This is a genomic window from Leifsonia sp., assembly GCF_051955155.1.
In the GTDB taxonomy this organism is placed as follows: domain Bacteria; phylum Actinomycetota; class Actinomycetes; order Actinomycetales; family Microbacteriaceae; genus Leifsonia.
In genome coordinates this window covers 1-11,327 of the sequence record NZ_JBQCGZ010000072.1, presented here as the reverse complement: position 1 = coordinate 11,327, position 11,327 = coordinate 1, and the positions used below count along the sequence as shown (strand labels likewise).

10 protein-coding genes and 1 tRNA gene are annotated in these 11,327 nt (G+C 69.4%); 6 read left to right on the top strand and 5 right to left on the bottom strand.

Annotated features, from left to right (window positions below; genetic code table 11):
* Nucleotides 1-108: 108 nt before the first annotated feature.
* Both ACTHMF_RS07185 and ACTHMF_RS07180 read right to left on the bottom strand, forming a co-directional pair.
* A complete protein-coding gene (locus ACTHMF_RS07185) occupies nucleotides 109-1,467 on the bottom strand; it encodes a 6-phospho-beta-glucosidase (RefSeq protein WP_440316875.1) in 1,359 nt (452 codons plus the stop codon).
* The gene (locus tag ACTHMF_RS07180; RefSeq protein WP_314148278.1) at nucleotides 1,464-2,240 is read right to left on the bottom strand and encodes a DeoR/GlpR family DNA-binding transcription regulator; all 777 of its coding nucleotides are present in this window, start codon (nucleotides 2,238-2,240) and stop codon (nucleotides 1,464-1,466) included. The genes ACTHMF_RS07185 and ACTHMF_RS07180 overlap by 4 nt, the downstream gene beginning before the upstream one ends.
* Nucleotides 2,241-2,448: 208 nt before the next feature.
* Here ACTHMF_RS07180 and ACTHMF_RS07175 point away from each other — a divergent pair, with 208 nt between their 5' ends.
* The 4 genes from ACTHMF_RS07175 (at nucleotide 2,449) to ACTHMF_RS07160 (ending at nucleotide 6,632) form a co-directional block, all read left to right on the top strand.
* Nucleotides 2,449-3,414 (top strand): carbohydrate kinase family protein, encoded by a 966-nt coding sequence (locus tag ACTHMF_RS07175; RefSeq protein WP_440316874.1) that lies wholly within the window; start codon nucleotides 2,449-2,451, stop codon nucleotides 3,412-3,414.
* A gap of 61 nt (nucleotides 3,415-3,475) precedes the next feature.
* Nucleotides 3,476-4,840, top strand: a complete 1,365-nt coding sequence (locus tag ACTHMF_RS07170) for an extracellular solute-binding protein (RefSeq protein WP_440316873.1) — start codon at nucleotides 3,476-3,478, stop codon at nucleotides 4,838-4,840.
* Entirely contained in the window at nucleotides 4,837-5,811 is a 975-nt protein-coding gene (locus tag ACTHMF_RS07165) for a carbohydrate ABC transporter permease (protein ID WP_314148275.1), read from the top strand. Before ACTHMF_RS07170 ends, ACTHMF_RS07165 begins: the two co-directional genes overlap by 4 nt.
* A complete protein-coding gene (locus ACTHMF_RS07160; protein ID WP_440316871.1) occupies nucleotides 5,808-6,632 on the top strand; it encodes a carbohydrate ABC transporter permease in 825 nt (274 codons plus the stop codon). Before ACTHMF_RS07165 ends, ACTHMF_RS07160 begins: the two co-directional genes overlap by 4 nt.
* A 227-nt stretch (nucleotides 6,633-6,859) precedes the next feature.
* On the opposite strand, the gene ACTHMF_RS07155 is transcribed toward ACTHMF_RS07160, so the two are convergent.
* The 3 genes from ACTHMF_RS07155 to ACTHMF_RS07145 form a co-directional block, all read right to left on the bottom strand.
* A tRNA-Pro gene (locus tag ACTHMF_RS07155) sits at nucleotides 6,860-6,933 on the bottom strand.
* Between the two features lie 60 nt (nucleotides 6,934-6,993).
* On the bottom strand, nucleotides 6,994-7,977 hold the full coding sequence (locus ACTHMF_RS07150; RefSeq protein ID WP_440316870.1) for a metallophosphoesterase: 984 nt from the start codon (nucleotides 7,975-7,977) through the stop codon (nucleotides 6,994-6,996).
* Nucleotides 7,974-10,514, bottom strand: a complete 2,541-nt coding sequence (locus tag ACTHMF_RS07145; protein WP_440316869.1) for a transglycosylase domain-containing protein — start codon at nucleotides 10,512-10,514, stop codon at nucleotides 7,974-7,976. The genes ACTHMF_RS07150 and ACTHMF_RS07145 overlap by 4 nt, the downstream gene beginning before the upstream one ends.
* A gap of 116 nt (nucleotides 10,515-10,630) precedes the next feature.
* On the opposite strand from ACTHMF_RS07145, the gene ACTHMF_RS07140 reads away from it, so the two are divergent.
* Entirely contained in the window at nucleotides 10,631-10,765 is a 135-nt protein-coding gene (locus ACTHMF_RS07140) for a hypothetical protein (RefSeq protein WP_314149783.1), read from the top strand.
* Nucleotides 10,765-11,235: a RidA family protein gene (locus ACTHMF_RS07135; protein ID WP_314149782.1), complete on the top strand. Its 471-nt coding sequence runs from the start codon at nucleotides 10,765-10,767 to the stop codon at nucleotides 11,233-11,235. The genes ACTHMF_RS07140 and ACTHMF_RS07135 overlap by 1 nt, the downstream gene beginning before the upstream one ends.
* Nucleotides 11,236-11,327: the final 92 nt, after the last annotated feature.

Genomic DNA, 11,327 nt, shown 5'->3' with positions numbered 1-11,327 from the left:
GGGCTCGGGGGGCGGCCGGGGGGCGCGTCCGCGCGGCCAGGGGGGCGCCGCCCCCGCCCGGGCGCCGCGGCCCCCGGCGGGGCCGCCCCCCCCCCTCTGTAGCGTCTGCTACTTCGTCAGCACCGCCGCGACCTCCGGGATGCGGTCGATGTAGCCCGCGACCAGCGAGCGGGCGACCGTGACGCTGTCCACCAGCGGGTGCAGCGCGAAGGCGGCGACCGCCTCGCGCGTGGAGCCGGTGAGGGCGGCGGCGATGGTGTGCCGCTCCACGGCCTTCACCTGGGACATCAGCCCGATCTGGTGCAGGTCCGGCTGTGCGGTGGTGAGCGGGTGGACGCCGTTCGCATCCACCAGGGTCGGCACCTCGACGACGGCGTCGTCCGGCAGACCGTGGATGGTGCCCCCGTTTCGGACGTTGAGGATCATCGTCTGGCGCTCGTTGCGGCTGATCGCCGCCATCACGCCCAGGGCGACGCCGGCGTAGCCCTGGTGGGCGGGGTCGGTCTCGCGCTCCTTGACGTGGGTCGGCGCGTCCTGGGTGCCGCCCTTGGCCTCGGCCATGTAGGACGCGCTGCGGCGCTCGACCGTGCTGCGCCAGAGGTCGGCGACGCCGGAGCCCGCGGATGCGGCGCGGGCGTAGAAGTCGCTCTGCGAGTCGGCGAGGAAGTCGCCCCTGGTCTTGCCGGAGTCGATGATCGCGCGCACCGCGTCGCGGTTGAAGTAGTAGTAGTACAGGTACTCGTTCGGCACGGAGCCGAGGGTGCGGATCCAGTCGGTCCCGAAGACGTGGCCCTCCTCGAGCGCGCCGAGCAGCGCGTCGTCCGCCATCAGCTCGGGGAGGATGTCGCGGCCGTCGTAGAGCACGCGCCGCATCCAGCCGAGGTGGTTGAGGCCGACGTAGTCCATCTGCACGCGCTCGTGGTCGAGCCCGAGCAGTCCGGCGACGCGGCGGCCGAGGCCGGACGGGGTGTCGCAGATGCCGAGCACGCGGTCGCCCAGCACGGACTGCATCGCCTCGGTGATGATGCCGGCCGGGTTCGTGAAGTTCATCACGTAGGCGCCGGGGGCGAGCTCCTTGATCGCCTTCGCCGCCTCGACCATCACGGGGACGGTGCGGATGGCGTAGGCCAGGCCGCCGGGGCCGGTCGTCTCCTGGCCGAGCACGTTCAGGTCGAGCGCGACGTGCTCGTCGCAGCGCCTGCCCTCCAGCCCGCCGACGCGCAGCGCGGCGAACACGAAGTCGCTGCCCTCCACCGCGCGGCGCAGGTCGGTGGTCGGGACGAGCCTCGGCGCGTCCGGGAAGCCGGCGGCCAGTTCGGTGAGGATCGCCATCATCGTGTGCAGGCGGGCCTCGTCGACGTCGTAGAGGGCGACCTCGTCGACGCGTGGGGAACCGGTGTCGCGCAGCAGCGCCTGGTAGACGTATGGCGTGCGGAATCCGCCGCCTCCGAGGATGCAGAGCTTCATACGACCGTGACCTCTCCGCCGGCGTTCCGGCACAGTGCGAGCGTTTCGTCGGGGGCGCCGGAGGTGGTGACCAGCGCGTCGACGTCGGTGAGGGAGCAGAGCCGCAGGGCGCCGCTCCCGGGGAACTTGGCCTCCGACGCGAGCAGCACGACGCGGTCGGAGGCGGCGATCATCGACTGCTTGATGGGCGCCTCGACGGCCATGTTGTCGACGACGTGCCCGTTGGCCCGCACACCCGTGCAGGACAGGAAGACGATGTCCGCGCTGACCTGGCTGAGCGCCAGCTCGGCGAGCGAGCCGACCAGCGTGCGGTAGTTGCGGCGCACGACGCCGCCGAGCAGCACGAGCCGCACCGCCTCGTCGTCGCGGAGCTCGTCGAAGACCGCGAGGTTGGAGGTGATGACGGTGATGTCGCGGCCGCGCAGCTGGCGTGCGACCAGGGGGGTCGTCGTGCCGATGTCCAGGATGACGACGCTGCCGTCGGCGACCATCGCGGCCGCTGCGCGCGCCATCCGCCACTTCAGGTCGATGTCGCGCGCGTCGTCGAAGGCGCCCTCCTCGGCGGTGGCGCCGTGGTCCTCCACGGTCGCGCCGGGAGAGAGCACCGCGCCGCCGTAGGTGCGGGTCAGCTCGCCGTTGCGGTCGAGGATCTCGAGATCGCGGCGGATGGTGGACTCGCTGACCGCGAGCGCGGCGGCGAGATCGCGCACCGACGCGGCGCCGTCGGTGCGCAGCGCGGACATGATGCGGTTCTGCCGCTCGCGGAGGATCATGGCTGACACTCTACCCACAGATGAGCAAACTCGCGCAAACTCCTGCACGAATACATGTTCAGACAATCAAACTTAACAAAAGTGCGTCACGCGGGTAATGTGATCGAAACACTGAGCGCTCAGGCTTGCGAGATATCAGCGGTGCCCCCGTGGAGTCACGCAAACTCGAGCATTCCATCCCACGGTTCCGCGATGAAGAGGAGAGCCCGTGATCGCACGACCGCTGCACGAGGGAGCAGAGCTCCTGTTCGCCGGCGACATCTTCTGCGATGTCGTCTTCGCCGGTGTGGACGTCCCCGAGGTGGGCGCCGAGGTGTACGCGGACGCGTTCACCATCACCGCGGGCGGCGTCGCGAACCGTGCGGTGGCGGCGGCCAGGGCCGGCGCCTCCACTCTGCTGCTGTCCCGCCTCGGCGACGACCCGCTCGGCGAGCACCTGCACGGCGTTCTGGACGCGGAGCCGGGGCTGGACACCCAGCTGCTGGAGCGCGTCCCCGGTCACCAGAGCCCGGTGACCGTCTCGCTCACCACCCCGGAGGACCGCTCCTTCATCACCTACCAGGAGGACCTCGGGCACCAGGACGTGCCGGAGTCCCTCGGCCCGATCGGGGCGACCAACGTCGGGATCGCGCGCGAGCTGCCCGAGTGGGTCGCGCGGCTGCGCCGGGCTGGCACCACGATCGTCGGCGGCGTCGGCTGGGATCACACGGGGGAGTGGTCGTCCGACGTGCTCGACCGGCTCTCCGAGGTGGACGTGTTCGTCCCCAACCACGTGGAGGCGATGCGCTACACGCGCACGGACGACCCGGTCCTCGCGGCCAAGGCCCTCGCCGAGCGGGTCCCGCTCGCCGTCGTGACGCGCGGCCCGCGCGGGGTCGTCGCCGTCGACTCCGCGTCCGGCGAGGTGGTCGAAGTGGAGGCTGTGCAGGTCCCCGTCGTCGACCCCACCGGCGCGGGCGACGTCTTCGTCGCCACCTTCATGGCCTCCGCGACCCGCGGCTGGGACCTGCGGACCCGGCTCCGGTTCGCCTCGCTCAGCGCGACCATCTCGGTCACCGGCCTCGGCGGCGCCGCCAGCGCGCCGCGCCCGCACGACCTCGTCGACTTCGTGGAACGGCACCGCCCCTCCGGGGACTGGTCGTTCCTCGACCGCACACCCGAACCGGCGCACTGACGCGCCGCGGCCTCACCCAGAACGAATCGGACCCCACCGTCCCCGACCGAACGGACACCCCATGAAGAAACGCACCAGCACCGTGACCCTGCTCGCCGGAGCCCTGACGGCGATCGCCCTCGGCCTCACCGCCTGTGCCCCCGGCGGCTCCGCTCCCGCGGCATCGCAGAGCCTCGGCCCGGTCTCCAAGGACATCGGCTCCGGTAAGGTCACTCTGACCGTCTGGGACCAGAACACCGACGGCGGCATCGACACCGCGCAGAAGGAGCTGAACGCCGCGTTCGAGAAGAAGTACCCGAACGTCACGATCAAGCGTGTCTCCCGCTCGTTCTCCGACCTGAAGACCACCCTCAAGCTGGCGCTGTCGGGCGACAACCCGCCGGACGTCGTCCAGGCCAATCAGGGCTACCCGGACATGGGCGCGTTCGTGAAGGCGGGCCTGCTGCGCCCCGTCGACGACTACGCCGACCTGTACAAGTGGAACGACTACTACCCGTCGAGCCTGCTCAAGCTGAACTCGTTCTCCTCGGACGGCAAGACCTGGCAGGGCGACAAGCTGTACGGGGTCTCCCAGACCGGCGAGCTCGTCGGCCTCTACTACAACCGGGCCGTGCTGCAGAAGGCCGGCATCAGCCAGCCGCCGACCACGCTCGACGAGCTGACCGCCGACATGGCCAAGGTAAAGGCCGCCGGCTCCCTCCCGCTCAGCTACGGCGACGTCGAGAAAAGCCCCGGCATCCACCTGTACGGCTTCGCGCTGTCGGCGCTCGCCGGATCGCAGAAGGTCAACGACCTGGTCAAGGGCACCAGCGGCTCCTGGACGGGCGACGATGAGGTGAAGGCCGCGAGCGTCGTGCAGGGCTGGCAGAAGTCCGGCTACATCACGCCCGGCGCCAACGGCGTCTCGCGGGACGCAGCGGTCGCCTCGTTCGGCAAGGGCGACGCCGCCTTCCTCATCACCGGCACCTGGTACCTCGCGACGCTCGCCGACGCGGCGGCCGCCAAGGACATCGGCTTCACCGCGCTGAAGCCCGCCGGCTCGGACACCCCGGTCACGATGGGGGGCGAGGGCCTGGCCTGGGCGATCACGTCCAAGACCAAGAACGCCAACGCCGCCGCGGCCTACATCGACTTCATCACCGACAAGAACGCCTCCGAGGTGCTGGTGAAGACGGGCAACCTGCCGACGGTCGTCCCGAGCGACTCCACTCCCGAGACGGGAACGGTCACCGGTGACATCACCTCCAACTACATGACGATCTCGAAGAGCAACGGCATCACGCCCTACCTCGACTACGCGACGCCGACGTTCTACGACACCCTGACCGCCGCAGCGCAGGACCTGATCGCCGAGAAGGCGATGCCCGAGCAGTTCGGTCAGAAGCTGCAGGACGACTACGCGGCGTTCACGAAGAGCAACGGATGACCGTGACCGCTCATCCGAACGAGCAGGCGGCCCCGGCCGCCACCCGGCCGGCCGGGGCCCAGCGCCCCGGCCGTGCCGGTCGCGGCGGTCGCGGCGGGAGGCGCAGGCGGCGCAGCATGGTTGCCTACCTGTACGTGCTGCCCGCGTTCGTCGTCTTCGCGATCTTCCTGGGCTGGCCGTTCATCCAGACCATCCAGTACTCGTTCTACAACTGGGACGGCCTCTCGCCCGCCACCTGGGCCGGCTTCGCCAACTACGTCTCGGTCTTCACCGACACCGAGCTGCGCGACGCGTTCGGCCACGCGCTGGTGCTGATGCTGTTCTACGCCGCGGTGCCGATCCTGCTCGCCCTGTTCCTGACCGCGCTGATCTCGCGGGCCAACCGGCTGCGGGGGATGAGCGTCTACCGCACCGTGCTGTTCCTCCCGCAGGTCATCGCCTCGGTGGTCGTCGCGACCATCTGGGTCTCGATCTACTCGCAGGACGGGCTGATCAACCAGACGCTGCGGCTGCTGGGCCTCGATGCGCTCACCCGGGTCTGGCTCGGCGACTACAGCTTCGCCCTCCCGGCGATCGGGTTCGTCGGCACCTGGCTGAACATCGGGCTGTGCCTGGTGCTGTTCCTCTCCGGCGTCGGCAACATCCAGCCCGAGCTGTTCGAGGCGGCGCGGCTGGACGGCGCGGGCGCGGTGCGCGAGTTCTTCTCGATCACGCTGCCCGCGCTGCGCGGCCAGATCGCGGTCGCGCTGACGCTCACGGTGGTCTCCGCGCTGAAGACCTTCGATCTCGTCTACGTGACGACGGGTGGAGGACCGGGAACCTCGACGACGGTGCCCGCGTTCGAGGCCTACAACCGCGCGTTCAACACCGGCCAGGTCGGCTCGGCGGCGGCCGTCGCCATCGCGCTGACCGTCGTCATCATGATCGTCACCGCCCTCATCAGCCGCATCCAGCCGAAGGACGTGCAATGAGACTGACCAGACGCGAGAAGATCGTCGACTACGTCGTTCTGACCCTGTTCGGCCTGTTCGCCATTGTGCCGCTGATCGGCGTGCTGTTCTCCGCCGTGACGCCGCCGTCCGAGAACGAGGGCGGCCTCGCCCTGCCCACCAAGATCGACCTCGGCAACTTCGGCGCCGCGTGGTCGGAGGGGCACTTCGGCAGCTACATGTTCTCGAGCGTCGTCGTGACGCTCGGCGTGGTCGTGCTCACGACGCTGCTCGCGGTACTCGCCGGGTTCGCGTTCGCCCGCCTGGACTTCCCCGGTTCCGGGATCATCTTCTTCGTGATGCTGGCCGGCCTCATGCTGCCGGCAGAGGCGTTCATCATCCCGCTGTACTTCAACCTGCGCAGCGTCGGCCTCACCGACACCTACCAGAGCCTGATCCTGCCGCAGACGGCCCAGTCGCTGGCGTTCGCGATCTTCTGGATGCGCAACCAGTTCCGCTCCTTCCCCGGCGAGATCATCGAGGCCGCGCGTATCGACGGCGCCCGCGACATCCGTGTGCTCTGGCAGGTGATCGTCCCGCCGTCCCTCGCGCCGATCATGACGATGTGCGTGCTGGTGGCGATGTGGACCTGGAACGAGTTCCTGATGCCGCTCGTCCTGATCACGAGCGAGGACCGCAGGACCGCCCCGCTCGGGCTCGCGTTCTTCAAGGGCGAGCACCTGACCGATTACTCGCTGCTCAGCGCCGCGGGGATCATCGTCGCCATCCCGATCGTGGTGCTGTACTTCGTGCTGCAGAAGCGGTTCATCTCCGGGATGCTCGGGGGGATCTCGGCGAAGTAGGGGGCCTGGGGCGCGGCTGTGGCCCTAGGGCCGGTGGTCCTCTACGGCCTCGCGGTGTGTCGGGGTGCGCCCTGCGCGCTCCCCCAGACGCCGCTGCTCGCTGCGCTCGCGGCGGCGCCCGGGGCCCCTCGCGTGCAGGGGCCCGATAGTCGCCAGCGAGCTTCTGCACATACGGCAAGGGCCCGGCGCGCGGAGCGCGCCGGGCCCGTGCCGGATGTGGAGAAGCGTCGGGGTGACAGGATTTGAACCTGCGGCCTCTTCGTCCCGAACGAAGCGCGCTACCAAGCTGCGCCACACCCCGGTTGGCCCGAAGGCCTCCATAAGAATACACGAGCTTCGGGGGTGCTCGTGACCACCCGCCTCACTCCGAGGCGGTCAGGGTGACCAGCGTCGCCTCCGGGCGGCAGGCGAACCGGACGGGCGCGTAGATCGACGTGCCGAGTCCCGCCGAGACGTTGAGGTACGCGGAGCGGAAGGCGTGACGCCACAGGCTCAGCCCCTTCGCCTGCGAGCGCGGGATGTCGCAGTTCGCCACCAGGGCTCCGAACCCGGGCACGCAGACCTGGCCGCCGTGCGTGTGGCCGGCGAAGATCATCTCGGCACCGTAGGTGACGAACGCGTCCAGCACGCGCCGATAAGGGGCGTGGACGACGCCGATCGTCACGGTCGGGCGCTCCGGCCGCGGCTCGTCGTCCAGCCAGGTCGCGTCGTCCGAGTACGGATCGTTCTCGCGCAGCTCGTCCAGCGCTCCGGGGATGGCCTCGACGCGGTCGTAGCGGATGTGCGGATCGTTGACCCCGAACAGCTCCAGGTGCGTCCCGCGGATGTCCAGCGCGCCGGCCGCGTTGTTGAGGTCCAGCCAGCCGAGGTCGCGCAGGTACGCTGTCAGCGCCGCGTCGTCCAGGCGCGGAGCGGTCGACGTGTTCCGCTTCGACGGGCCGGTGAAGTACTTCAGCGGGTTCTTCAGCTGCGGTCCGAAGTAGTCGTTCGAGCCGTGCACGAACACGCCGGGGATGCCGCGGAAGGCGTCGAGCGCGGCACGGACGCCCGCGATCCCGTCCTCGTGACCCAGGTTGTCCCCGGTGTCCACCACCAGGTCCGGCTGCAGCCGGGCCAGCGAGCTGACCCACTCCTGCTTGTCGCGCTGCCAGGGCGCCATGTGCAGGTCGGACAGGTGCAGCACGCGGATCGGCTGTGCCCCTGCCGGAAGCACCGGCGCGGACACCTCGCGCAGCGTGAACGCCCGACGCTCGACCAGCGATCCGTACGCGAACGCGGCCGCGCCCGCGCCGGCGAGCGTCGCGAGGGCGACGCCGACCGGGCGCAGTGCGGACCCGCGGCTCACTGGCCGCCCGGTTCGGGCGTCGAGGTCGCCGGAGCCTTCTTGACGGTGAGCGTGATCTGGCTGCCCGCCTTCACCGGCGTGTTCGCCGGCGGGTTCATCGACTGGACGATGGCGTCGCCGCCGCCTCCACCGCTCACCTTGACGCGGAATCCCGCTCCGGTGAGCGTGGCCTCGGCCTCGGACACCTTCTTGCCCACCACGTCCGGCACGACCACCTGCGAGCCGTTGCTGATGTTCAGCGTGATGACGCTGCCCTTGCCCACCGACGAGCCCGCCGCCGGGTCCGTCGTCGCGACGGTGCCGGCCGGCTGCGCGGAGTCGACCTGCGGGCCGTCCTGCACATCGAAGCCGAGGCCGGTGAGGATCGACTTCGCCTCCGACGGCGACTTGCCGGACACGTCGGGCACCGTGACCTGGATGCCGCGCAGGAGCGTGCTGTCGGGTGAGGGGAAGTCATCCCCGCCGTACTTGCCGACGGCGGCCGACATCATCTGTTCCATGACAGCGGTGCGCGCCTGGGCCGGGGTCTTCCCGTGCGTCGGGTACGTCCGCCGCAGGTCCTGGTCGCCTACGACGTTGCCGACCCAATAGGCGCCGGCGACCTTCGTGGTCGCGGCCACGAGCCAGAGCTGCTTGTTGTCGTCGGTCGTTCCGGTCTTGGCGAGCATATCCTTGCCGGTGGTGTTCATCCCGGCCGCGGTACCGCCCGTCACGACACGCTTCATCGCATATGCCATGCCCGCCGCGACGCCGGGGTCGACCGACTGCGAGCACTTGGACGCCGGCGGCTTCACTTCTTTGCCGTCGGGGCCGACGATCTTGTCGATGGCGATCGGGGTGCAGGTGACGCCGCCGTTCGCGATGCCGGCGAACGCGGTCGCCATCGTCAGCGGGGAAATGGTGTTCGTGCCGAGGACGCTCGCGGGGTTCGCGTCGAGCTCCTTGCCGTCCGCCGTGTGCACGTCGAACGCCTTGGCGGTGTCGCGGATCTTGCACAGGTCGAGCTGGGATGCCATCGACACGAACGCGGTGTTGATCGATGCCGCGGTCGCCTCGATGGCGCTGCGCGTCCCCTCTTCGCCCGGGCCGTCGTTGGTCGGCCAGCGGGCGTCGACGGGACCGTATGCGCCACCCTCGCCGTTGTTGTAGCAGTAGCCCTTGAACGCGGTGCTCGAGTAGGTGCGCACGTTCGCGTTCACCGTCTCGTAGAGGGAATGCCCCTCCTTCAGCCACTCCGCGAGCGTGAAGGTCTTGTACGTCGATCCGACCTGGAATCCGTTCGAACCGCCGTAATCGCTGTCGGTCGAATAGTTGATCGAGGTGTACTTGGGGCTGGTCTTCGCGACCTCGGGGTCCTGGCTGTACTCCTTGTTCTGCGCCATGTAGAGCACGCGCCCGGTACCGGGCTGGACACCGACGAGCGAACCGCCGATGTCGAAGTCGTAGACCTGCGGCACGTAGGATGCCATCGTCTCCTCCGCGACCTTCTGCAGGTCCACGTCGAGCGAGGTGTAGATCTTGAAGCCGCCGCGGTTGAGGTTCGCGGCGCGGGTGTCCCTGTCCTTGCCGAAGGCGGGGTCCTGCAGGAAGATCTTCTGCACGTAGTCGCAGAAGTACGCCGCGCCCCCCGCGGTCTGGCAGCCGCGCGTTGACGGGGTGATCTGCGGCTGGATGGGTGTCTTGATCGCCGTCTCGTACTGCGCCTTGGTCAGCTTCTTGTACTGGTACATCTTGTCGAGGATGTAGTCCCGGCGCTCTTTGTTCTTGGCGTAGCCGTTGGCCGCCCCATTGGTCTTCGACTCGGGGTCGTCGAGCTTCAGACTGGTCGGCTCGTTGACGATCGCGATCAGGCTCGCGGCCTGCGCGGGCGTCAGCGCCGCCGCCGTCGTGTTGTAGTAGTACTTCGCCGCGGACTCGATGCCGTAGACGGAGCCGCCGAAGCCGGCGATGTTGAGGTAGCCCTGCAGGATCTCGTCCTTGGAGTACTTCTTCTCCAGGCCGATCGCGTACTTCATCTCCTTGACCTTGCGGTCGGGGGAGACGCCGGTGGAGTCGACGACGCACTGCTGGTAGGCCGCCTTGTCGTCCTTGGACTTCTGCGGCATCGCCTCGCACTTCTGCAGCAGCACGTTCTTCACGTACTGCTGGGTGATCGAGGAACCGCCCTGGACGCCGCCGCCGGAGACGGTGGAGAGGACGCCGCGCACAGTGCCCTGGATGTCGACGCCGCCGTGCGAGTAGAAGCGCGGGTCCTCACCGGCGATCGCCGCGTCCTTCGCCGCCTGGGACATCTTGTCGAAGCCGACAGGGAGGCGGTTCTGCGAGTAGAAGGTCGCCAGCGGGTAGCCGTTGGACGCGTAGACGGTGCTCGGCTGGGCGAGCTGACCGATCTCGAGGTATTCGGGGAGGCCCTCGAACACGCCGATGCTGTTGTTGGCCGCCATCCCGGTCACCGCGATGGCGGGGGTGACGGCGGCGGTGACCAGAAGACCGGCCACAGCACTCATGCCGACGAACGCGCCGACCGCACCGAGCACACCTCTAGCCTGTGGTTTTTTCGCAGACATAGGATTCAGAGTAGGCGATGAACCTGATAAACCCCCCGAATGGAAAGAGCGCCATGCCACGCTGGGAATACCTTACGACTCCTCTCATGATCCACAACACCGCAGCCATCCTGAACAACTGGGGTTCGGACGGCTGGGAGCTGGTGCAGGTCGTGACCGGCCCGGAGGGCGGCCTGGTCGCCTACCTGAAGCGCCCCCTGCTGGACGGGGAGGACGCCTGATGGCCGCGATCGAGGCGCGTCTCGCCGAGCTCGGGATCGACCTGCCGGACGTCGTCCCGCCGGTCGCCGCGTACACCCCCGCCGTGGTCGACGGCGGATACGTCTACACCTCCGGCCAGCTGCCGATGGTCTCCGGCGCGCTGCCGGCGACCGGCAAGGTCGGCGCGGGGCACGGCCTGGTTCCGCCGGAGGACGCGAAGGACTACGCGCGCACCTGCGCCCTGAACGCGCTCGCCGCCGTCAAGAGCGTCATCGGCTCCCTCGACCGCGTCACGCGCGTGGTGAAGGTGGTCGGCTTCGTCTCCTCCGACCCGTCGTTCACCGGTCAGCCGGGCGTGATCAACGGCGCGTCCGAGGTCCTGGGCGAGATCTTCGGCGACGCCGGCGTGCACGCGCGTTCCGCCGTCGGCGTCGCGGTGCTGCCGCTCGACGCCCCCGTCGAGGTCGAACTCATCGTCGCCTTCGACTGACCGCGCCTTCGGGCGCCCAGCACACCTCAATCGGGGCGCCTGGGGGTGGTTTGGGGGCGGGTTTCGGTTGGCGGGGGGCGGGGGGGGGGGGG